The sequence below is a fragment of the Streptomyces sp. NPDC012474 genome (assembly GCF_042955185.1).
In the GTDB taxonomy this organism is placed as follows: Bacteria; Actinomycetota; Actinomycetes; order Streptomycetales; family Streptomycetaceae; genus Streptomyces; species Streptomyces cahuitamycinicus.
This window is the reverse complement of record NZ_JBIBEP010000018.1, coordinates 100,938-122,416: the sequence shown is the minus strand read 5'-3', so window position 1 is coordinate 122,416 and position 21,479 is coordinate 100,938. Positions and strand designations below refer to the sequence as shown.

18 protein-coding genes and 3 pseudogenes are annotated in these 21,479 nt (G+C 73.7%); 5 read left to right on the top strand and 16 right to left on the bottom strand.

Translation table 11 applies throughout. The features are described from left to right. Positions 1–62 precede the first annotated feature (62 nt). The 9 genes and pseudogenes from ACFY9S_RS31715 to ACFY9S_RS31675 all read right to left on the bottom strand — a co-directional run bounded on the left by ACFY9S_RS31715 (position 63) and on the right by ACFY9S_RS31675 (position 11,113). Positions 63–1,358: an ABC transporter substrate-binding protein gene (locus ACFY9S_RS31715; RefSeq protein ID WP_391135151.1), complete on the bottom strand. Its 1,296-nt coding sequence runs from the start codon at positions 1,356–1,358 to the stop codon at positions 63–65. After that, positions 1,355–2,494 carry a branched-chain amino acid ABC transporter permease gene (locus ACFY9S_RS31710; protein WP_391135149.1) on the bottom strand — a complete coding sequence of 380 codons (1,140 nt, stop codon included), beginning with the start codon at positions 2,492–2,494 and terminating at the stop codon, positions 1,355–1,357. Before ACFY9S_RS31710 ends, ACFY9S_RS31715 begins: the two co-directional genes overlap by 4 nt. Beyond that, a complete protein-coding gene (locus ACFY9S_RS31705) occupies positions 2,487–3,383 on the bottom strand; it encodes a branched-chain amino acid ABC transporter permease (protein ID WP_391135146.1) in 897 nt (298 codons plus the stop codon). Before ACFY9S_RS31705 ends, ACFY9S_RS31710 begins: the two co-directional genes overlap by 8 nt. Continuing rightward, a complete protein-coding gene (locus ACFY9S_RS31700) occupies positions 3,380–4,180 on the bottom strand; it encodes an ATP-binding cassette domain-containing protein (RefSeq protein ID WP_391135143.1) in 801 nt (266 codons plus the stop codon). Before ACFY9S_RS31700 ends, ACFY9S_RS31705 begins: the two co-directional genes overlap by 4 nt. Next, a complete protein-coding gene (locus ACFY9S_RS31695) occupies positions 4,177–4,998 on the bottom strand; it encodes an ATP-binding cassette domain-containing protein (RefSeq protein ID WP_391135140.1) in 822 nt (273 codons plus the stop codon). The genes ACFY9S_RS31700 and ACFY9S_RS31695 overlap by 4 nt, the downstream gene beginning before the upstream one ends. 500 nt (positions 4,999–5,498) lie before the next feature. Next, positions 5,499–6,767 carry a helix-turn-helix domain-containing protein gene (locus tag ACFY9S_RS31690; RefSeq protein WP_391135137.1) on the bottom strand — a complete coding sequence of 423 codons (1,269 nt, stop codon included), beginning with the start codon at positions 6,765–6,767 and terminating at the stop codon, positions 5,499–5,501. A 190-nt stretch (positions 6,768–6,957) separates the two neighbouring features. Then, positions 6,958–8,199: pseudogene (locus ACFY9S_RS31685) on the bottom strand (LuxR C-terminal-related transcriptional regulator); the annotation flags it as partial. 796 nt (positions 8,200–8,995) lie between these two features. Then, positions 8,996–9,937 (bottom strand): alpha/beta hydrolase, encoded by a 942-nt coding sequence (locus tag ACFY9S_RS31680; protein ID WP_391135134.1) that lies wholly within the window; start codon positions 9,935–9,937, stop codon positions 8,996–8,998. Positions 9,938–10,570: 633 nt separating this feature from the next. Continuing rightward, on the bottom strand, positions 10,571–11,113 hold the full coding sequence (locus ACFY9S_RS31675) for a snapalysin family zinc-dependent metalloprotease (protein ID WP_391135132.1): 543 nt from the start codon (positions 11,111–11,113) through the stop codon (positions 10,571–10,573). Positions 11,114–11,563: 450 nt separating this feature from the next. Here ACFY9S_RS31675 and ACFY9S_RS31670 point away from each other — a divergent pair, with 450 nt between their 5' ends. Next, positions 11,564–12,958: a hypothetical protein gene (locus ACFY9S_RS31670; RefSeq protein ID WP_391135129.1), complete on the top strand. Its 1,395-nt coding sequence runs from the start codon at positions 11,564–11,566 to the stop codon at positions 12,956–12,958. On the opposite strand, the pseudogene ACFY9S_RS31665 reads toward ACFY9S_RS31670, so the two are convergent. The 4 genes and pseudogenes from ACFY9S_RS31665 to ACFY9S_RS31650 all read right to left on the bottom strand — a co-directional run. Beyond that, a pseudogene (locus ACFY9S_RS31665) lies at positions 12,933–13,097 on the bottom strand (dihydrofolate reductase); the annotation flags it as partial. The gene ACFY9S_RS31670 and the pseudogene ACFY9S_RS31665 overlap by 26 nt on opposite strands. Positions 13,098–13,136: 39 nt before the next feature. Further along, positions 13,137–13,892 carry a rod shape-determining protein gene (locus tag ACFY9S_RS31660; protein WP_391135335.1) on the bottom strand — a complete coding sequence of 252 codons (756 nt, stop codon included), beginning with the start codon at positions 13,890–13,892 and terminating at the stop codon, positions 13,137–13,139. 80 nt (positions 13,893–13,972) lie between these two features. Continuing rightward, a complete protein-coding gene (locus tag ACFY9S_RS31655) occupies positions 13,973–14,347 on the bottom strand; it encodes a TraR/DksA C4-type zinc finger protein (RefSeq protein ID WP_391135126.1) in 375 nt (124 codons plus the stop codon). 44 nt (positions 14,348–14,391) lie between these two features. Then, positions 14,392–14,703: a TraR/DksA C4-type zinc finger protein gene (locus ACFY9S_RS31650; protein WP_391135123.1), complete on the bottom strand. Its 312-nt coding sequence runs from the start codon at positions 14,701–14,703 to the stop codon at positions 14,392–14,394. 367 nt (positions 14,704–15,070) lie between these two features. Between ACFY9S_RS31650 and ACFY9S_RS31645 the strand changes: the two genes are divergently transcribed. From ACFY9S_RS31645 to secF, 4 genes and pseudogenes are all read left to right on the top strand, one after another. Then, positions 15,071–16,024: a histidine kinase gene (locus ACFY9S_RS31645; protein WP_391135120.1), complete on the top strand. Its 954-nt coding sequence runs from the start codon at positions 15,071–15,073 to the stop codon at positions 16,022–16,024. 2 nt (positions 16,025–16,026) lie between these two features. Further along, positions 16,027–16,710: a response regulator transcription factor gene (locus ACFY9S_RS31640; protein ID WP_102914085.1), complete on the top strand. Its 684-nt coding sequence runs from the start codon at positions 16,027–16,029 to the stop codon at positions 16,708–16,710. Between the two features lie 49 nt (positions 16,711–16,759). Continuing rightward, positions 16,760–17,116, top strand: a complete 357-nt coding sequence (locus tag ACFY9S_RS31635; protein WP_391135116.1) for a hypothetical protein — start codon at positions 16,760–16,762, stop codon at positions 17,114–17,116. Then, positions 17,068–18,084: pseudogene (gene secF / locus ACFY9S_RS31630) on the top strand (protein translocase subunit SecF); the annotation flags it as partial. The gene ACFY9S_RS31635 and the pseudogene secF, both read left to right, overlap by 49 nt. On the opposite strand, the gene ACFY9S_RS31625 reads toward secF, so the two are convergent. The 3 genes from ACFY9S_RS31625 to ACFY9S_RS31615 form a co-directional block, all read right to left on the bottom strand. Beyond that, a complete protein-coding gene (locus ACFY9S_RS31625) occupies positions 18,074–19,321 on the bottom strand; it encodes a nucleotide disphospho-sugar-binding domain-containing protein (RefSeq protein WP_391135113.1) in 1,248 nt (415 codons plus the stop codon). The pseudogene secF and the gene ACFY9S_RS31625 overlap by 11 nt on opposite strands. Positions 19,322–19,657: 336 nt before the next feature. Continuing rightward, entirely contained in the window at positions 19,658–20,665 is a 1,008-nt protein-coding gene (locus ACFY9S_RS31620; protein ID WP_391135110.1) for a trypsin-like serine peptidase, read from the bottom strand. A 228-nt stretch (positions 20,666–20,893) separates the two neighbouring features. Then, positions 20,894–21,379, bottom strand: a complete 486-nt coding sequence (locus ACFY9S_RS31615) for an SRPBCC family protein (protein WP_391135107.1) — start codon at positions 21,377–21,379, stop codon at positions 20,894–20,896. Between the last annotated feature and the right edge of the window lie 100 nt (positions 21,380–21,479).

Genomic DNA, 21,479 nt, shown 5'->3' with positions numbered 1-21,479 from the left:
CGCTTCGCCGGCTCTCGGCAGGTCGAAGAGCCACCGCCCGGGTGAGACCGGGCCCGGGGGTGTCACCGGGTGCGGGATGCGAGGTACTTCTCGACACCCGGCGCGGTGTGGGCGTCCTCCACGTTCACCGCGGCTCCGACCGCCTTGGCATCCGGCTTGTGCACGTATGTCGAGGTGTTCGCGGGCCGCGCCTTGTCGGAGAAGTTCTGTGCGGTGCCGAGGCCGACGTCGACGCTGGACTGGGAGCGGTGGGCCTTGACCACGCCCTCGCGGGACAGGCTGCCGTTCTCACAGGCCTTCTTCAGATCCGTGCCCATCAGCTGAGCGGCGTTGTAGCCGGAGAGCACGCCGGAGTCGACGAGGGAGTCCGGGTACTTCTTCTTGTAGGCGGCGACCATCTCGCGCACTCCGGCCAGGTCGGAGCTGACCGCGGGTGCCGCGCTGACCACGTTCAGCAGGGCCGCCAGGGCGGGGGCGGCCGGAGTCTTCATCAGCTGCGGGGCGTAGCCGGGGGCGCTGCTGACGACGGGAACCTTCAGGCCCCGGGAGGCCGCGACGCCGACCAGTGAGGCCGTCTGGGCCGGTCCCGCGCTGATCAGGATCGCCTTGACGCCCTCCTTGCGCAGGGCCGAGACCTGCGCGGACAGATCGGTGTCCGTGGCCTTGATCTTCTGGCCGGCCAGCTTCAGTCCCGCCTTCTCCGCGGCCCATCGTGAGCCTTCCAGCGCGTTGGCGCCGTAGTCGCCCTCGAAGTAGACGTGGCCGATCGTGTCGCCCTTGGCGAGTCCCTTGGTGCGGGTGAGGAAGTCGACCGCGGCGATCATGTCGATGTCGTAGGTGGTGCCCAGGACCTGGACCGCGTCGCGGTCGAGCAGGGAGGCGGCCCAGGCCTGCGGGAAGGTGAGCACCCTGTCCCGCTCGATGTCGTCGAGCAGCGCGGCCATCACGGGCGAACCGATGACCTGCGGCAGTGCCACGACGTCCGCGGAGAGGTCGGCGTAGGCGGTGACGGCCTTCTGGACGTCGTAGCCGTGGTCCTTGACGACGATCTCGATGCGCCGGTCGCAGATGCCGCCGCGGGCGTTGACCTCGTCCGCCCACATCTGCTGGGCCTGCACGATGCTCTTGCCGAGGGTCGCGTAGGGGCCGGTGAGGTCCGTCAGGGCGCCGAGCCTGATGGTCTTGCCGGTCACTCCGGGGCCGGTCTTGATGCCGTCGGCGCCGTCGTCGGCGCTCCCGGAGGAGCCGGCCTTGGAACTGCATCCGGTGCCCGCGAGCAGCAGGGCGGCGAGGGCCGCGGCCAGGAGCGTTCCGGTGCGCGGTGCGGCGCGGTGCGTGTGGTGGTGCGTGGGCTTCACGGGGTGGGCTCCTTGGCTCGTACGGCCGACGTGGGCGGATGGGACGGGAAGGTGCTGCCGGCGGGTGATGGCGCGGCCCGGCGGCCGCGCAGGCGCGCGCGCAGGCGGCGGACCAGGCCGTGCAGGCCGTCGGGGGCGAAGAGGAGGATGAGGACGATCGCCGCTCCGTAGAGGTAGCGGGCGGCCTCGGTGGGGCCGACCGTGCCGTCGGTGGTGCCGGGCGCGGCCACCAGTGGGAGTTGGTCGGCGTAGCGGGTCATCAGCAGGGGCAGCGCGGTGACGAAGACGGCGCCCGCAGTGGCTCCGGCCACCGATCCCAGCCCGCCGATGACGATCATGGCGAGGTAGTCGACCGACAGCACGAGGCCGAAGTAGTCGGGCACGACGCGGCGGAAGGAGAGGGCGAGCATCACTCCGGCCAGGCCCGCGTACATCGACGACACCACGAAGGCCGCCGAGCGGTAGCGGGAGACGTTCACGCCCATCACGGCGGCCGCGGTCTCGCTGTCGCGCAGCGCCACCAGGGCGCGTCCCGGACGGCCGCGAAGCAGTCCGCGGGCGGTGAACCAGGTGACCGCGAACAGCGCGAGTCCCAGGTACCAGAGCCGTTCCTCGGCGCCGAACGGGACGCCCAGCAGGGTCAGTTCGGAGTCCGCGGAGAAGGAGAAGCCGCCCAGTTCCAGCGGCGGCACCGAGCGGCCGTTGAATCCGCCGGTGACGGAGTCGGCGGTCAGCAGGACGTGGTGGCCGAGGAAGACCAGGGCGAGGGTGGCGACGCCCAGGTAGATGCCGCGCACCCGGCCGGCGACGGGGCTGAAGATCCCGCCGGCCGCACCGGCGAGCAGCACCGCGAGCACGGCGGCCACGGCGGTCGGCAGGCCCGGTCCGGGCTCACCGGCCAGCCAGACGTACCCGTAGGCGCCCACGGCCAGGAAGAAGGCGTGACCGAGGGAGAGTTGGCCCGCAGTGCCGGACAGCAGGCCCAGGCCCACCGCGCCCACGGCCGTCGCCATGGAGAACAGGCCGATGCGCAGCCAGAACGCGTCGAGGTAGAAGGGCAGGGCGCACAGGACGGTGACGGCCGCGAGGATCAGGCCCGGGCGGATCGCGCCGGCGCGCGGGAGTCGCTCAGACACGGACCGCCGCCTTCCCGCCGAACAGCCCCGTCGGCCGCACGAGCAGCACCAGGACCATCACCGCGTAGGGGGCGACGTCGCCGAACCCCTCGCCCAGGACGTGCAGTTCGGACTGGTAGCCCGCGACGAGCGCCTCGGTCATGCCGATCAGCAGACTGCCCGCGAGGGCGCCTGGCGGTGAGGCCATGCCGCCGAGGATCGCCGCCGGGAACGCCTTCAGGGCGATCTGGCCCGTGGTGCGCTCCAGGCCCGGCGCGGGGAACGCGGCGAGGAAGACCGCCGCCAGGGCGGCCAGCGCTCCGGCCAGGCACCAGGCCGTCATGCGGACCCGCACCAGCCGTACGCCCATCAGGGAGGCCGCCTCGACATCCTCGGCCGCGGCGCGCAGCGACAGGCCCCACGTGGTGTACCGGAACAGGGCGAAGACACCGGCGATGACCACGGCGGAGACCACGATCGCGGCGATACGGCTGTCCGCCACGGTCACCGGCCCGAGCCCGCTGACCGAGTCGCCCCACGGGTCGCCGAGCGAGAGCAGATCGCCGCCGATGCGCCGCGACAGGTCGGTGAGGATGAGGATGTCGACGCCGATGGTGACGATGGTCTGCACATGGGCGGTGTGCGGGTCCGGCCCGCCGGCCTGGAGCAGGAAGCGGTCCATGGCTCCGGCCACGGCCGCCGTCGCCAGGACGGACGTCGCCAGGGCCCCGGCGAAGCCGAGGTCGTCGTGGAGTACGGCGGTGAGGTAGCCACCGAGCAGGAGCAGGGAGCCGTGGGCGAAGTTCATGACGCCGGAGGCCTTGAAGATGATGACGAAGCCGAGGGCGACGAGGGCGTAGACCGAGCCCAGGGCGAGGCCGTTGAAGACGTTGTCGAGGAGGGAGGTCATGCCGCGTCCTCCTGCTCGGCGCCGGTGCCCAGGTAGGCGCGCAGCACCTCGGGGTCGCTGCGGACCTCGTCCGGGGCGCCGTGCGCGATGCGGCGGCCGAAGTCGAGGACGGTGACCTCGTCGGCGAGCCGCATCACCAGGCCCATGTCGTGCTCGACCAGGACGACGGACAGGCCGAGTTCGGCCCGTACGGTGTGCACGACCTCGGCCGTGCGGGAGCGTTCGGCCGCGTTCATCCCCGCGACGGGTTCGTCCAGCAGCAGGACGCTTGGCTCCAGGCAGAGGGCACGGGCGAACTCCACGCGTTTGCGGTCGCCGTAGGAGAGCAGGGCGACCGGGTGGTCGAAGTGCTGCGCGAGGCCGGTGAGTTCGGCGATCTCGCGGGCGCGGGCGAGGTGCTCGCGCTGCTCGCGTCGGGCGTGGGGCAGGCGCAGTGCGGTGGCGGCGAACCCGGAGCGGGACAGGGCGTGGCGGCCGAGCATCAGGTTGTCGGCGACCGTGCCCTGGGTGGTGACGATGTTCTGGAAGGTGCGGGCGACGCCGAGGGCTGCGATGCGGTGCGGGGCGAGCCTGGTCAGGTCGGCGTCCCCGAGCCGTACGGTGCCGGTGGCCGGGCGGCACAGTCCCGAGAGCACGTTGAAGCAGGTGGACTTGCCCGCTCCATTGGGTCCGATGAGGGCGTGGACGGAGCCCGGGGCGACGGTGAACGACACCGCGTCCAGGGCGGTGAGTCCGGCGAAGCGGACGGTCACGTCCGTCACGGTGAGTTCGGGCGGTGCGGTGGTGCGGACGGTCACGCGGCTCCCTGCCCCTCGGTGGTTCCGGCTCTCTGCGCTGTCTCGGTCGCTTCGCCGGTGGTCTCGCCCAGGTACAGGCGCTTCACGGCGTCCGTGCGGGCGAGGTCGGCGGCGGGTCCGGAGAGCCGGACCTCGCCGACCTCCAGGACGTGGGCGGTGTCGGCGAGGGACAGTGCCATGCCGGCGTTCTGCTCGACGAGCAGGACGGCGGTGCCCTGGGAGTTGATCTCGCGCACGACCTCGGCGATCCGGTGGACCATCTGCGGGGCGAGGCCCAGGGAGGGCTCGTCGAGCAGGAGCAGACGGGGCGCGGCCATGAGGGACCGGCCGATGGCGAGCATCTGCTGCTCGCCGCCGGACAGCAGCCCCGCCGCCTGCCGGGTGCGTTCGGCGAGGCGCGGGAAGAGCGTGAAGACCCGCTCCCTGGCCTGGGCGACCTGGTCGGGGCGGCGCCGCCCGAGGCCGAGGCCGCCGGAGCGCAGGTTCTCGTCGACGGTGAGCCCGGCGAAGACCCGGCGCCCCTCGGGGACCTGGACGACTCCGGCGCGCACCGCGGAGACCGGGTCGCGCCCGTCGAGTTCCGTCGCGCCGTAGTGGATACGGCCGGCCGTGATCGCGCCGCGGTGCAGGCGCAGGGTGCCCGACACCGCCCGCAGCAGGGTGGTCTTGCCCGCGCCGTTGGCGCCGAGCAGGGCGACGACCGTGCCGTGCGGGACGGTCAGGGACACGGAGCGCAGGGCGGACAGGGCGCGCCCGTAGGTCACGTCGAGGCCCTCGACGTGCAGGGCGGGCTCGTCGTCCGGTGGTGCTTCGGGCATCACGGCTCCTCGGATCCGTGCCGTCGGGCACGGGTGCTTCGGGGGAAGGGCAGCTCACGACAGCACGGGCGTGGGTGGGCGGTACAGGCGTTCGAGCCGGGTGGCTGCGTGGTCCCAACGGGGTCCGGCGGGGATTGTGCGGCTGCCCAGGGCGGGGCCGCGCGGCACGGCAGGCCCGGGTGCGGGGCCGCGAATCCCGACCTGCTCGGGAGCCGGGCCGCAAGGCCCGGCCTGCCCGGGTGCGGGGCCGCGAGGCCCGGCCGACCCAAGGGCGGGGCCACGAGACCCGACCTGCCCGGGTGCGAGGCCGCGAGAGCCGGGCGGATGCCGGGCGGATGCCGGGCGGATGCCGGGCAGGGGTGGGCGCTGCCGCGGGGCGTCGGCAGGCGGTGGCGGCGCTGCCCTGGCTGAGGGACCGGCGGGACGCGCGCGGCGTGACCCTGCGAGGTGCGCGCCGGGGAGATTCGCCCACCGGCGCCGCGGCGCCGGTGGAAGTCCGGTCAGCCGCGCAGGAGCCGTCGGGCCGTCAGGGCGAGGCTGATCTCCACCACGTCGTGCGGACGGGCCAGGGAGCGGCCGATGAGCTGTTCACAGCGGCGCAGCCGGTTCAGAACGGTGTTCCGGTGGCAGTAGAGCCGTTCACCGGCGCGCTGGGCGGAGCCCTCGCAGGCGAACCAGGCGACCAGGGTGTCCAGCAGGACGTCACGGTCGGCCGGTTCCAGGCGCAGCAGGGGGCCGAGCACCCTCTCGGTGAGGGTGGCGCCGAGTTCCGGGCAGGAGACGACCAGCGCCTCGGGCAGATGCTCGCCGAGCCGGACCGTGCCGCCGTCGGGCGGGCAGATGCTCAGGGCCAGGTCGGCCAGGCGCCGGGCGTCGCTGACGGCGGCGAGACCCGTCACGGCGCTGCCGACGCCGATCCGGCAGACCGCGGAGCCGTCGGTGGACAGGGTCAGTGCCGCGAGGGGGTCCCGGTCGGCCTCGCCGTCCCCCTCGTCGCCGACCAGGACGATGCCGTGGTCCACCTCCGCTCCCGCGTGCCAGTAGGCGCCACCGCCGGGCGGAGGGTCCTGCGGTCGGCCTCCGGCGACCGCGACGACGACGTACCGGCCGTGCTCCGGCAGGCACAGTCTCTCGGCCGTCTCGGGCAGGTCCGCTATCCGGCTCGTCCCCTCCAGGAGCGCCGCTGCGAGCAGGCGCACCCTGTTCTCGCGCCGCCAGGCAAGCTGCCGCTCGGCCTGCCGGTAGGCGTCCGCGACGACGGTGCAGTGCTCGTCGACGAAGTTCCACACGTCGGTGGCCACGTGCACGAGCAGCCGGATGTCCTCGGGCTCCGAGCGGGTGGTCTCCTCGACCAGCCGCTGCCAGACCAGGGACCCGCCCAGCCGGAACGCGTGCAGCAGGGCGTCCAGCGGCAGTCCCTGCTCGGCCCTGGCGACGCCGATCCGCCAGGTGCAGCGGTGGGCGGCCTCGCGGGTGCCACGCGGGTCGAGCAGGGAGGTCACGCTGTGCCGCAGCGAGCGGTAGACCTCCTGCCAGGTGGCGGCGTGGTCGTTCTCCAGCGCCGCCCGGTACGCCGGTTCCTGCTCGCGCAGGACCGCCAGCAGCCGGTCGGTCAGATCCGGCAGGCCGTCGAGCAGGACGCGGGCGGCCCGGTGCAGGACGCGCAGCGCGTCGGCGTCGATCAGCGACCGGATCCGCCGGGACCGCGGCTGCGGGACGGGTGTCGGCCCGGCGCGGAACGACGTACGTGTGCGTGCGGCAGGATGCATGGCGGTCCTCCCCCGGCTTCGGCCCCACGGCAGCCCCCGTGCCGTCCGGGCGCAGCGGCGTCCGGCGGGTGCGCTGCCCTGTTCGGCGTCGTCACCCGTGTAGTGCTGCTTGGAAGAATGGCATACCGTCCGGTCGGTCCCCAGAGTCGTGCGGTGTCTTCTCCGTGCGGTCGCCGGCATTTCCCGGGGTTCAGGGGTGCTCTTGGTCGACCATGCGGGCCAGCTCGACGCGGGAGCGCACGCCCAGGGCGGCGAAGACATTCCTCAGGTGGTAGTCGACGGTGCGGGTGCTGACGGCGAGCCGCTGGGCGACCTCCCTGTTGGTGGCGCCCTCGGCCACGTGGCGTGCGATACGCAGTTGCTGCGGTGTCAGCCGTGCGAGTCCCGCGGCGGGCTCCTTCCCGGAAGCGGCTCCGTGGGCGCGCAGTTCGCCGCGCGTCTGGTCGGCCCAGGCGCCGGCGCCGCAGCGTTCGAAGGCGACCAGAGCGGCGCCGAGCCTGCCACGGGCCTCCCGCAGCCGGCGGCGGCGCCGGAGCCACCGGCCGTACAGGAGCTCGGTCCGCGCCCGTTCGAAGTCGCCGCCCGGCCCGTCGTGCAGGGCGAGCGCCCGCAGGTAGAGGTCGTCGGCTTCGCGGTCGTCCGCGGCGAGCAGGGCTCGGCATCGCGCGAGCTGGGCGGACGCGTGTGGATCGGCGCCGAAGGCCGCCCACTGGGCGAGGTCGCCGACGGGCCCCCGGGCGTCCTCCGGCTGCCCGGCGAGTACCGCGGCCTCGACGAAGCAGGGCACGGCGAGCATCCAGACGGCGAAGTGACCACGCCGGGGGCCGGGTCCGACGAGCGGGCCGAGCCGGTCGGCGGCGTCCAGGGGGCGGCCGCGGGCCAGGTCGGCGCGGGCGGTGGCCCACTCGGCCAGGGTCGCGGCCTGGGCCAGGCCGTGGCGGCGGGCGGTGGCCAGGGCGGCGGAGGCGTATCCGGCGACGGCGGCGGTGTCGCCCTCGATCGAAGCGGCCAGGGCGAGCATCGCGTGGTGGCTCGCCGCGGTGTTGCGATGGCCGGCCAGCAGCGCCGCGCGCACGCCCTCCTCCGCGTGGGCGCGCGCCTGCGCGTGGCGGCCGGCGCGCAGTTCGCCGTACGCCAGGTACTCCAGGGCCCGCGCTTCGCAGGCGACGCACTCCGCGGTGCGGGCGACCGCGAGGGCGCGGGCTCCGGCGGCGCGGGCGGCGTGGACGTCCCCCAGCAGCAGGGCCGCCGACGCGGCGCGCAGCAGCCGCTCCGGCGGGTCGTCGTGGCGCACGTGGCTCAGTACGCGACGCAGCGGACCGGTGGCGTGCTCCGGCCGCCGGGCCAGCAGGGCCCGCATACCGTCGCGGTAGTCCCGGAGGAAGGAGTCGCGGTCCCGCCCCGGCCCCGGTCCGGGAACGGGCGACTGCGGCTGCCCGCCCCCGGCGGGAGAGGCGGTGACATGCATGGCGTCGGACGACGGCGACCCACCGACGTCGCCCACCCCCGCCGGAGCGCCACCGCCCCCGCCGGCCGCCGAGCCACCGAGACCGATGCCGTCGGACGACGGCGACCCACCGACGTCGCCCACCCCTGCCGGGGTGCCGCCGTCCCCGCCGGCCGCCCGGGCGCCGGGACCGCGGGCCGGATCGCCGGCCGTGACGGGGTCCGGTGCGGCGTGCCCGCCTGCCGGCCCCGGGTTGTCCGCGCTGTCGAGGGCGGCCAGACAGGCCGTGACGTCACCCGACGCCCAGGCGGCGTCCGCCGCGCAGAGGCGTGCGGTCTCGGCCCCGTCCGGGGCACCGCCGTCGAGCAGGGACGCGGCCAGCAGCAGGGTCTCGCGGGCGTCGTCGACCGAACCGTCGAACAACTGCCTTCGGCCGCGTGCGAGTTCGGCGTGCCCGGGGTCCTCCGCGGACGACCGGCCGGCGTCCCGTCCGTACCGGCTCCCCGCCCGGGGATCCGTCCGCACCCTGCTTCCGTCTCGTGTCACCCAACGGAGGTTACTCGCGCGTAAGGAAGACCGGAAGGTTGAACTCCGCGCCTCCCGGCGGGCGGATCCCCGGCCCCACCTGCGCGTTGACCGGGTCCGGCCCGGTGACGCGCTGTGCCCCGGCCCAACGGCCGGCCGTCTCGCATGTGCCCCGGCACGGCCCGGCGGCGACGCGTCGCACACGCCCGCCGCCGGGCCCCTCGCTGCCGCGGCTCCGCAGCACGGGGGCGGGGTGTCAGGAACCGTGGGGGCAGTTGCCCCGGTACTCCTCGATGGTCAGGCTCGGCCGGGGCAGCGGGCACAGGAACTGCTCGTAGCGGGTGTCGTTGTCGATGAACCGCTTGAGCCAGGAAATGCTGTACTTCGCGATCGTCGTGTTCGACGAGTTGGGCGTGAAGTGCGTCGCCGAGTTCAGCTCCAGGTAGCCCCGGTCCAGCGAGGAGGACAGGCTCGAGTAGAAGGGCTCGGAGTGGGAAGAGACGGGGGCGATGGAGTCTCCGTCGGCTCCGAAGACGAGGGTCGGCGTGGTGACCTCGGGCCAGGTCTTGTCGAGGTTCCACGGGGTCAGCGGGATCGCCGCCTGGAGGGCCGGACGCGACTTGGCCGCCTCCAGGCTGCCGCCGCCGCCCATCGAGTGGCCCATGACGCCGAGGCGCGATGCGTCGACGCGGCCTCGCACCGAGCTGCGCTGGGTGAGGTGGTCCAGGGCGGCCAGCAGCTGGCGGCCGCGGGAGTCAGGCTGGTCGAGCGTGGTGAGGGTGTCGATGGTGAACACCACGAAGCCCTGGGAGGCCAGGCGCGGTCCGAGCCAGGCGATGGACGACTCGTAGGCGGTGTAGCCGGGCGAGATGGCCACTGCGCCGAACGTGCCGTCGCTGGTGCTCGTCGGGTAGTAGATGGTGCCGCCGCCGAATCCCGTGACGGACAGCGAGGAGACGGACGTCTGCGACACGGCGTACGGGCCGCGGACCGCCTCGATGCTGGAGGTGGTGGGGGCCGGGCCGCGCTCGAAGGGGTTGCCGGCCGCGTGGGCGCCCGGGCCGGACAGGGGTCCCAGGCCGACGGCGAGGGCGAGGGCCGCGGCGGCACCGGCCAGGCGTCCGGCGCGGTGCCGGAATCGGCGGCCGAGGGAGTCACGGGTGCGGGCGGGTGAGCCGGTGTGGGGGTGGAGTTGCACGACGAGTCGTCCTCTCGGTCGTGGCGGGTGGCCGTTCGCGGGCACGCGGGACCTGGGGCGTCCGCCGCGTGCCCGCGGTGGGCACCGCCGTCGGGCTGGCCGTGCCACTGTCGGTGACCGGACACCGTGCGGGGACCGGCAATGTCACCGGTCTCGTACGGCCGCCGCGTCAGCGGGCAGGCCGGCAGCGGCGAGGCCGAAGCTGCGGCACCACGCCCGTGGTCGGCCCGAGCACCTGGTGGGGGCGCAGCTCGTGGAGGACCGGCCCGGCCTTGGACAGGAGGAGCACGCAGCCGCCCAGCCAGACGAGGGGGCGGGTGGCATGCAGTGGAGCACCATGGCCCGGGCAGCGGGCAGTTGAGGCGGGACCGGCGCACCCGCCCTGTCTTCACGGTCGTCCGTCAGGGCCGCGGCCGGCATCCCGCCGTCCTCGCGTGCCGCGACGCCCTCCACCGCGTGGCCGGACTCCGCGCCCGCGAGGAATGAGGCGCCGCGGCTCACCGTCGGCCGGACAGCGGGGAGACCTCTTCCGCGGGGGCCCGAAGCGGCTGCTGCCGCTGCTGATCGACGGTGAGCGGTCAAGCGAGAGTGGGGACCGTTCTCACGCGTGCCGCCGCACGCGTCAGTCCACGATCACCTCCGCACGCCCCGCTCGGCGAGCACGCCGCCGAAGTTCCGCTCGACCGCCGCCTTTTCCGCCGCGTTCGGGTACGGGTTGGTGCACGAAGTGCCCGCGGTGGAGCCGGACATGAGGCTGGAGCACGGTCCGGGCTTGCGATCCGGCAGACCCAGGATGTGCCCGAGTTCGTGCGACGAGATGCGGATCGTGTCGTAGCCCTGGTCGACGGCCTGGCGCCCGATGTACACGGTGCCGTTGCCCAGGGTGGTGGGCAGGGCGCGCGGCCAGCCGTTGTCCGCGAGGACCCGGATGTTCGCTCGCTGCCCGGCCGCGACCGGCCGCAGCTCGACGGTGTCGACACTCTCGTTCCAGATCGCCGCGCCCCGGTTGACGGCGCTCCTGAACTCCGCGGAACCGCCGGCGTCATAGGTCAGGACACGGGCGGCGAACGGGGCATCCGCGGCTCGGGGGATGGCGGCCACCGCCTGGCCACCCGTCAGGGACAACGACACCAGACAGGCAGCGGCGAGGCCGCCGGTCAGCATGCGGACGTGCATGATCGACCTCCTTGTGGGGAAAGGGCAGTCGTGCTCATGACATTCTTTAGCCCCCTGCCCGGCAAGGTCACCGCCGAATCCGTCAAACGGCGTATGCGTCTTCTCCGCGGGCGTCGGGCGTCAGGCCGCGGTCGCGACCGAGACGGCAACGGTGACGGCGATGGCAACGGCGACAGCGACAGCGACAGCGACAGCGACAGCGACAGCGACGAACAACCAGCCCTCGTCCGGCCGAATCCCCCGCGGCCGACGCCCGTTGGCACCGCAGGGCGAAGGCCAAGAGCCGGCGGCACCGACGAGCACACCCCTGCGGGACGCCCGGACTGCCCGACCGCCGGACGAGGGTGTAACCGGTGCCCGGACGGGTGTGATCACGGGCGTTGACCTCGCGTTCACGACACGAGCACAATCTGCGGGCCTGCGTCGTTCGCCGGCGAACAGGGGGGAACCATGGGCGACGAGTGTCCTGACCGCAAGACGATCGATGCCATCGCGCGCAACCCGGCGGCACCGGTCGAGGTACTGACCCGGCTGCTGCACGAGGAGGCCATCGGGGCCTGGGACGCCCTGGCGTGGCGGGAGTTGCCCGATGAGGTGGTCGACGGGATCGTCGCGCACCCCGACCACAGGTTGCGGTCGGCCTTCGCCGCGAACCCGTCGGTGACGCCGCAGCAACGCGCCCGCCTCATCGACGATCCCGACGCACGGGTGCGCGAGGCCCTGGCCTACGGACCCGACTGGTTCCGGGTCCCCGTGGAGCCCCTTCCCGTTTCCGCCCAGGAGCGCCTGCTCGCCGACCGCGAAGCACGGGTGCGCCGGGGCGCGGCCAGGTGCCGGTTCACGGCTCCGGACCTGGTAGCCGGTCTCGCCGACCACCAGGACGCGGAGCTCCGGCAGGCAGCCTGCCGCCAGTGGTCCCTGCTGCCCGGCACCACCCGGAACCGTCTCCTCCACGACGCCGACGAGAAGGTGCGCAGGGCAGCCGTGCTGGAGGCCTGCCGCGACGACGCGGGCTGCACCGACCTGCTGCTCGACGCGGACCTCGGTTCCTTCACCCGGCAGGAGGTGATCCGCTACGGCGCCATGAGCACGGCGACCGCCGAACGGCTGGCGACAAGCAGCGACGAGGCGGACCGTCGCGAGCTGGCGTCCAACCTCGGCGTGGCCATCGAACTCGTCCGGACGCTGGCCGACGACGACGCGCACAGCGTCCGGCTGGCCGTGTCGGTGCGACCCGAGCTGACGGAGACCGAACGGGCCGCCGTCGACATCACCATCAGCCCGGACGACCGACTGTCACTTGTCGAGTGGGTGCTCCGCTGCGCCGATCCGGACCGGCTGCGCCGATGCGCCCGGTCGGCCCACATCCTGCTGCGCCGCAGCGCCGCGTGCAGCCCGCACCTGCCCGCCGACGCCGTCGAACTGCTCTCCCACGACGACGACTACCCGGTGAGGCTCCTGCTGTGCGAGAACCAGCCGACCGTCGACGGTGAGATCGTGCTGCAGACCTACCTGGACTGCGAGGTCATCACCAAGGGCGCTCTGCTCGGCCACCCCGACTTCCCCCGTGCGGGCGCGGGCCGGCGCTTCGCCGACGACCCGGACCCGGAGAGGAGATGGCTGGTGGGACTCGACGGGCAGGCTCCGGCCGCCGTGGTGGTCCGGCTGCTCGCCGACCCCGAGAAGCGGGTGCGTTGCATGGCCGCCGCGCACCCCGCCCTGCCGGTCGGCCTCGTCCTGGAGTGCTGTGAGGACCCGGAGCTCTCCTCCTGGGCCCTGAGCAACCCCGGCCTCCCCGCACAGTCCATGCACCAGTACCTGGACGCCGTGGGCATCCCCCGCTGACGGCTACGGCGCGCGGCCCCGCTGAGCTCCCTACCGCCCCGGCGGCGAGCGTCGCGCCGCCGATCGCGATGTCGCCCTCCCCCGGCTCGGCCCGCGACCGCTCGATCTCCTCCGCCACGCCGCCGTGCATCACACGTGCTCCTCGGGAACCGGTCCGACCCATCAGGTCACACCCCGCTCACCGCACCTGCCGCACCACCGGCACCTGGCCGGCACACGGGCAGCCTCGCCACGGACCGGACGGCGGGCGGACGGCTTGCAGGAATTTTGCGGCGCCGCGGACGGCCGCTGTGTGCGGGGACGGGACGATGCGCAGGGGTGCCTTCGCGCGAGCGGTGAGGGGGTAGGTGATCTCGGGGCGAAGGGCTCCCCCGCCGGCCACGAGGATGCCGCGCCGCTGGGCGCCGGCGGTGCGCGAGGTGCGGTCGTGGCGGCGCACGGCGGTCAGCATCGTGACCACCGCTTCCACGATCTGCTCGGGCGTGGTCGCCTCGTCGAGGTCGCTGGTCCCCAGAGCCGTGCGGTGCGCGTCGGTGACGGCGCCGTCGCACAGCAGCACCACCTCGGTGAGGTGTGCGCCGATGTCCACCACCACCAGCGGCCGGGACATGTCCGCGTCGGCGGCCAGGGCGATGCCGCGGGCACTGGGGACGGTCAGGACGCTGCGCGGCCGCAGCACCTCCACCGCGGCACGGGCCCGGGCACGGTAGGCGACGCCGTCCAGGACGGGAGTGGTCACGATGACCACGGGGCGGGTGAACCGGGGCAGCCGGTTGCCGAGCAGGCGCCGCAGCATCCGGGAACACCCCGGGGTGTCGATGATGGTGCCGCGCTGGACGGGGTGGATCGCTCCGGCGCCGCCAAAGGTGACGGTGGGCACGTCGACGACCGTGCCCTTGCCGGCGAGCCAGACGCGGGTGCGGGCGCTGCCCATGTCCAGGGCGATGCAGCAGCGCCGGCACAGGGACCACGGCCGGTGACGGGCCGCGTCGCCGGACAGGTCGTGGGCGCCGGTCACGGCTGCGCCTCCTTGACCTGCTGGCAACGGGCGCAGTAGCGGGCCTGCGGCACGATCATGAGCCGTTCCCGTTCGATCGGGCACCGGCACAGGTGGCAGGCGCCGTACGAGTCTTCGTCCATGCGGGCCAGGGCCGCTTCGACGTCGGTGAGGACCATGCGGGCGGAGGCGGCGAGTTTGACGCGGACCTCGATCTGCGCGGCGGCCCGCTGCCGGAGCCGGTCCTCGGCCCGGGAGGCCACCGGTGCGGCGAGCAGGCGCAGTTGCTCCCGGCGGAAGAGGCGCTGCTCGTGGAGGTTCTCGCGCAGAGCGGCGAGATCCTCGGCCGACAGGTGCGTCGTGCTCTCGTCGACGGTCTGGTGGTTCACCACGTCACCCCTTTGCGGCAGGGCGTAGGAGGTCGGTACGGGCGGGGTCAGGCGGTGCGACGCAGGCAGGCGACGCAGTGGCTGGTGTGGGGCAGGATTTCGAGTCGTTCCGGGGGGACGGGCTTCGCGCAGCCCACGCAGATGCCGTAGGTGCCGTCGTCGATGCGGGTGAAGGCTTCCTCGATCTCTTCCAGCGCCCGCTCCATCGCGGCCTTCTGCGCGGACAGCAGGTGATCGTCCGAGCTGCGCTCGGTCGCATCGAGGGCGCGCAGCTGGGCCAGGCGGGAGGTGCGGGCGTGTTCCAGGCGCCGGCGCGCCTCGTGCGGGTGGGGCTCGGTGCGGGTGACTTCGAGCGACATGGTCGGTCCCTCTTCTCGATGGCGGACGGCGGGTGCGCGGGTCGGTCATGCGCGGCGGGCGGCCCGGCGACGTGGCCGGGCCGCCCGTCCGCTGTCGGGTGGTCGTGTGAGTTCCAGCCTGGCCCGGTCCGCGGCGGATACCCATCGGGCGCGGGCCCCATTTGCACCGGTGCGAGGGACCCATGCGGCCGCGCCATGGGTGGTGCGTGCCCGGGGAAATGGGGGTTGGGTCCCATGGACGGGACGCGCGGGAAGGGGCAGCCTGGCCGCAGGCTTGCTCGAACGCCCGGCCCGCGAACGCGGTGGGCTCCGCGATGCCCGACAGTGGAGGTGAGACAGAGTTCGTAAAAGGGGAGGCGCGGGGACGGTGTCCTTGTTCTGGCGGATCTTCGCGCTCAACGCCGTGGTGCTGGGCGCGGCCACGGCCTTGCTGCTGTTGGCTCCGGTGACCGTCTCGGTGCCGGTGCTGCTGACCGAGGCGGTGATTCTGGTCGGCGGCCTGGCCGTGATGCTCGTCGCGAACGCCGCGCTGCTGCGGTTCGGTCTGGCCCCGCTGGACCGGCTCACGAAGCTGATGACCACCGTGGACCTGCTGCGCCCCGGCCAGCGCCTGCCCGCTTCCGGCGGCGGCGGGGTCGCCGAGCTGATCCGTACGTTCAACGCCATGCTGGAGCGGCTGGAGCAGGAACGGGCCGCGAGCAGCGCCCGGGCCCTGCTGGCCCAGGAGGCGGAGCGCCGGCGCATCGCCCAGGAACTGCACGACGAGGTCGGCCAGAGCATGACCGCGATCCTGCTGGGACTCAAGCGCTGCGCGGACGACGCCCCGGAGCCGCAGCGCGCGGAGTTGCAGGAACTTCAGGAGATCACCCGGGAGAGCCTGGACGAGGTGCGCCGCCTGGTGCGCCGGCTGCGGCCCGGCGTGCTGGACGATCTGGGCCTGGTCAGCGCGCTGACCTCGCTCAGCGAGGACTTCGCCACCCATACCGGGCTGCTGGTCACGCGCCGCTTCGACGCCGACCTGCCCCCGCTGGATCCGGAGACGGAGCTGGTTCTCTACCGCATCGCGCAGGAGTCCCTGACCAACGTCGCCCGCCACGCGGACGCCGGACGGGTCACCGTCGCCCTGCGCCGGGCCGACGACGGCGTGGTGCTGACGGTGACCGACGACGGCAGCGGCATCGAGGCACCCCGCGAAGGCGCCGGCATCCGCGGGATGCGCGAGCGGGCCCTGCTCGTCGAGGGCAGCCTCGAGATCACCCCGGCACCCCGGTCCGGCACCCGGGTCCAGCTCACCGCGCCCCTCGCAAGGAAGCAGTTCTGACCATGCCCGACACGGCCATGCCCGCTCCGGCAGATGCGAGCACGATCCGCATCCTGCTCGCCGACGACCACGCACTGGTGCGCCGCGGTGTGCGGCTCATTCTCGACCAGCAGCCGGACCTCGAAGTGGTCGCCGAGGCCGGTGACGGGGCCGAGGCCATCGAGCTGGCCCGCACCCGCGATGTCGACCTGGCCGTGCTCGACATCACCATGCCGCGGCTGACCGGTCTGCAGGCCGCCCGCGAACTGGCCACCGCCAGGCCGGGCTTGCGGATCCTGATGCTCACCATGCACGACAACGAGCAGTACTTCTTCCAGGCTTTGAAGGCCGGCGCGAGCGGGTATGTGCTGAAGTCGGTGGCCGACCGTGACCTGGTCGCCGCCTGCCGGGCCGCCATGCGGGACGAGCCCTTCCTGTACCCCGGCGCGGTCACCGCCCTGATCCGCAACTACCTTGACCGTGCCCGCCAAGGCCAGGAAGACCCCGACCGGATTCTCACGCCCCGCGAGGAGGAGGTCCTCAAGCTGGTCGCCGAGGGCAACTCGTCCAAGGAGATCGCCGATCTGCTGTTCATCAGCATCAAGACCGTCCAGCGCCATCGCGCCAACCTGCTGCAGAAGCTCGGCCTGCGCGACCGTCTCGACCTGACCCGCTACGCGATCCGCGCCGGACTGATCGAACCCTGACCGGGAGCCGGGCCCGGCCGACACGCCACGACGAGAGGGGGGGGCGACGGTGCACCACAGCGCGCGCACAGCGCCCGTTGTCAGCAGCACTCGGCCCCGCTCCCGTATCGCGGCGCTGCCGGCGCTCCTTCTCCTGACGGTGCTCGCCGCACTCGGTATCGCCGCCCCGTCGCCCGGCCCAGCGGGCCCGGAGGTGGCGGCCGCGACCGCGGCGGCGGCACAGCACCGGTACGACGAGACGCGCGCCGACGACGGATGTGACCCGGCAGGGGGTGACGTCCACGCTCCGGCCGCAGACGCCGAGGTGTCCGCGCGGGCCCGGGTGCTCGCCGTGCTGCTCGTGGCGGGTGGCCGCCCATGTTCAGCGCCCTGGTCGTCAGTCGGCTGCTCGCCGAGTTCGCCGTGAGCCGACCGGGCGTCCGCCGTCGCCCCCGGCTGACCGGCGTCGCCACCACCGGCGTGGTTCGCGACCGCCTCACCCGCCGCAACCCGCTCCTGATGCGCCGCCCGCGCCGCTGGCTGGCCACCTCCGCGGCGGTACTCGTGCTGGCCGGCTCGGGCCTGGCGGCGCGCGGCGTCGACCTCGGCGTGGAGTTCACCGGGGGTCGCCTCATCGAGTACTCCACCAGCAGCCCCGTCGATCCGGGCCGGGTCCGGGCCGCCCTCGCCGACGCCGGGTTCCCGGGCGCGGTGGTGCAGTCGTCCGGCGACACAGGTCTGACGGTGCGTACCGATCACCTGACCGACGCCGAAGAGGCAAAGGTCACCGGCACCCTGCGCGACCTCGCCGGCCCGGCGGACAAGGTCCGCGACGAACTGATCGGCCCCAGCCTCGGCAAGGAGCTGCGCCAAGGCGCGCTGATCGCGCTCGCCGTCGCCCTGGGGGCGCAGTTCGTCTACCTCGCGGCGCGGTTCCGCTGGGTGCTGGGATCCGCCGCGGTCGTCGCCCTCGTCCACGACGTGGTCATTCTCCTCGGGGTCTTCGCCTGGCTGGGCAAGCCCGTCGACGGGGTGTTCCTGGCAGCTCTGCTCACCGTCATCGGCTACTCCGTCAACGATTCCGTCGTCCTCTTCGACCGCGTCAGGGAACTGGACCGGCGCGGCTCCGGGCTGCCGTTCTCCGGCGTCGTGAACGAGGCGATCCTGCAGACCCTGCCCCGCACGGTGAACACCGGCATGGGCGCGGCGTTCATGCTCACCGCGCTCGCCCTGCTGGGCGGCTCCTCGCTCACGGACTTCGCCCTGGCGCTGCTCATCGGCCTCGCCGTCGGGACGTACTCCTCGGTCTTCACCGCGGCTCCCGTGGCGATCGGGATGCAGGCCCGCTCACAGCGCGCGAAGCCGTCTCGGGAAGGCGCGGCGGTCACGACGTGAGACGGTCCAGCGCGGCCAGGACCGGGGCCACGCCGTCCTCCTCGGCCAGGCCGCGGGCCAGCTCCCGGGCGTGGCCGCGGTGTCGGGGGTCGCCCGTGGCGCGGCGCAGGGCGGGGGCGAGGGTGCCGGCGGTGAGGCGCCGCAGGGGGACGGCGCACGGGGCCGTCCCCAGGACGACCAGGCGCGCCGCCCAGAAGCCGCCGTCGAACTGCACCGGTACCGGGATCGTGGGGACGCCCGCGCGCAGGACGGCGGCGGTGGTGCCGGCTCCGGCATGGTGGACGACGGCGGCCGTGCGGGGGAACAGCGGGGCGTGCGGCACGTCGCCCACGGTGATCACGTCATCGTCGTCGCTGTGGGTGGCGAGGCCCGCCCAGCCCTGCTGAACGATGCCGCGCAGTCCCGCTGTCCGCAGGGCACGCACGATCTCCGCGCTGAGGTGCCCGGGGTCCGACACCGTGGCACTGCCCAGTCCGACGAACACCGGTGGTGGCCCGGCGGCCAGGAACTCCTCCAGTTCGCCGGGCAGGGTGCGGGTGTCGTGGGGCCACCAGTACCCGGCGATGTCCAGCCCGGGGCGCCAGTCCCCGGGGCGAGGCACCACCCGCTCGCTGAATCCGTGCAGCACGGGCCAGTGCGCCCGCTCGTGGGCCCGGCGGCTCGCGGAGGGGCTGCGCGGCGCCATGCCGTGCCGCGTGCGCAGCCGGTGCATGGCCTGGGTGAAGACCCGGTCGACGGCGGAGAGGACGGCTCGTCCGCCCAGGTGGTTGCCCACCGTGCCGAGCGAGCGTCCGCCGAGCATGGGCGCGCCGAACTCGCGCGTCGGATGCTGAGGTTGGAGGAACAGGCCCAGGCTGGGCAGGTTCAGTCCCTCGGCGATGGCGCGGCCCAGCGGCGCGACGGCTCCGGCGGCCAGGACGATGTCCGCGCCGCGGGCCGCCTGGACCAGGGAGTCGGTCATCTCCTCGGCCGCGGACCGGGCCATCGACGCCACACGCAGCAGCTTGCCGAGGCCCGTGGTGCTGGCGTGCAGGCCGCGGCCGCGGTCGGAGTGGGACACGGCGTGCGGGTCGACCGGGGTCGGATGGAAGCGCACCCCCGTTCCGGCGGCCAGGGGTTCGAACAGGCCGTGGGTGGCCAGCGTGACCTCGTGCCCGCTCCGCGCCAGCCCCGCGCCCAGCCCGGTGTACGGCGCAACGTCGCCGCGCGATCCAGCCGTCATGATCACCACGCGCATGGGTCCAGTGTGGACCGGTCGGGCGGGCGACACGCGGTACATGACCGCACGTGGACGAAAATCGCCGGTGCGGGTCCTCTGCGGCCGGTTCCGCTCATGGCGGGCCGGAGCCCTGCATGTCGAGGAGGCGGGTGGTTGCCTGGCGCAGTCGTGGGGAGGCGCCCTCGGTCGGGGCCGCCGGCCGGCCGCGGGCCGTCTCGCTGTCCCGGCTCCGCCGCCGACGCCCGAGCCGGCGCCGACGCTCCGGCCCGAGGCTCCGACAGCCGGTCAACGGCCCCGGAGCCGGGTGCTCCGCCGCGGTGGGGCGGAGCACCCGGCTCCCGGTGGGGCGGTGGGTCAGGACGACTGGGCGCTCTGGTACAGGTTCTGGGCGTCCGCGCCGAAGTAGGGGCCGTACATGGCGTTCGGCAGGAAGTTGTACTTGAAGCTGTTCACCGAGGACTGCAGGCCGGTGCCGGTGGCCTCGCTGAACTGGGTGAACCAGGGGCCTCCGCTGGAGCCGCCGGTCATGTTGCAGCTCAGACCGTGGTCATTGGACAGCAGGAAGTCGCGGGTCGTGGTGCCGCTGCAGTAGATGAACTTCTCGCCGTCGTAGGGCGCCGCGGCCGGGAAGCCGAAGGAGTACATGGCCTTGTTGTAGCCGGTGTTGAAGGCCAGGCCCTGCCCGCCGACGACGTCGGTCAGCTTCTCGCCGTCCAGCGGGGCGACCACAGCCGCGCCGATGTCGTAGTTGATGTCCTCACTGGCCGTCCACTGCGGCGTGGACAGGGTCTTGGACGCGGCCCAGGTGCCGTACGGGCGCTGCCCGTCGTGGTAGCCGGGTACGAAGACCCAGTTGGTGTGCCAGGCGCCCTCCATCTTCACGCAGTGGCCCGCGGTGATCACGGTGCTCTTGTTGGCGCTGGTGACGGCGTTGCCGGAGCAGGACGCGGTGCGGCCCTGGTAGCTGAAGAACACCCGTCCCGCGGTCTTGGTCACCGCTCCCCCGCCGGACCAGGGGCCGCCCCTGTGCGGGAAGGCCAGGGGGCCCGTGGCGGAGGCGGGCGCGCTGGGGGCCACGACGGTCGCCTTGCCCGTGCGCGGTGCCGGTGCCCGTACGTCGGAGCGGTCGACGGAGAGGAGGTCGAGCGGGGTGGCCTCGCGCATCCGCTGCGGGGTCCAGAAGGCCAGGGCGCGTTCCTGCGCCGAGGCGGTCGTCGCGCCGGGGTCCGGTGCGGCGCTCGCCGGTGCGGCGGTGACGCCGGTCGCCAGGAGCGCGGCGATGCCGGCGAGCGCGCCGAGGACGGAGCGGCGGACGGGGGTGCCGCCGCCGGACGGGCGGGGGCTGCGGGGTCGGCCTATCACGCGGTCTCCTTCTGCTGTGGGGGCCGGGCGGCGGGAAGCCTCCGCCCGGTCAGGCAGGGGTGTCACTGCGGACAGTCAGGGGGCAGCGTGCCACCAGGAGGCCGATATGGACAGGTGCATGTCATGACGTTGGCCGAAACCGCACGCACCCAGCACGCGAGCGGGACATCCGGGCACAGAAGAACCCGGCCTCACGGTGGAGACCGGGTTCCGGGAGTGCGGCTGGTGTCAGAGGATGGGGCCGGAGCCGCTGGGACCGCCCGGCTGGACGCGCCCGCGCCATGAGCCGGACTCGACTCCGCGCTCCTCGATGTACTGCTTGAAGCGCTTCATGTCGCCCTTCACCCGGCGGTCGATCGTGCCCATCATGTCCGCGGCCTTCTCCACGGCTCCGCTGGGCTCGACGTCCATGACGAGCTCCACCCTGGTGTGGGTGTCGTCGAGGCGCTCGAAGCGGACGGAGCCCCTCTGGTGCGTGTCTCCGCTGGTCGTGCGCCATGTGACCCGCTCGTCGGCCAGCTGGTCGACGATCTCGGTGTCGAATTCGCGCCGTACCCCACCGATCTTGGTGGTCCAGTGGTTGTGGCGGTCGTCCAGCTGCCTGACCTCCTCGACGCCCTCCATGAAGTTCGGGAACTCCTGGAACTGCGTCCACTGGTTGTAGGCGGTGTGGACGGGGACGTCGACTTCCACGGTTTCCTTGATGGTGCTCATCTGAATGCCTCCGTTTTCACTGATCGACTGCAGGAGGCCCATCGGCCCACAGGTCCGGGCCCGGGAGGGCCGAGTACCCGGGATGCTCCGGTTGCCACAT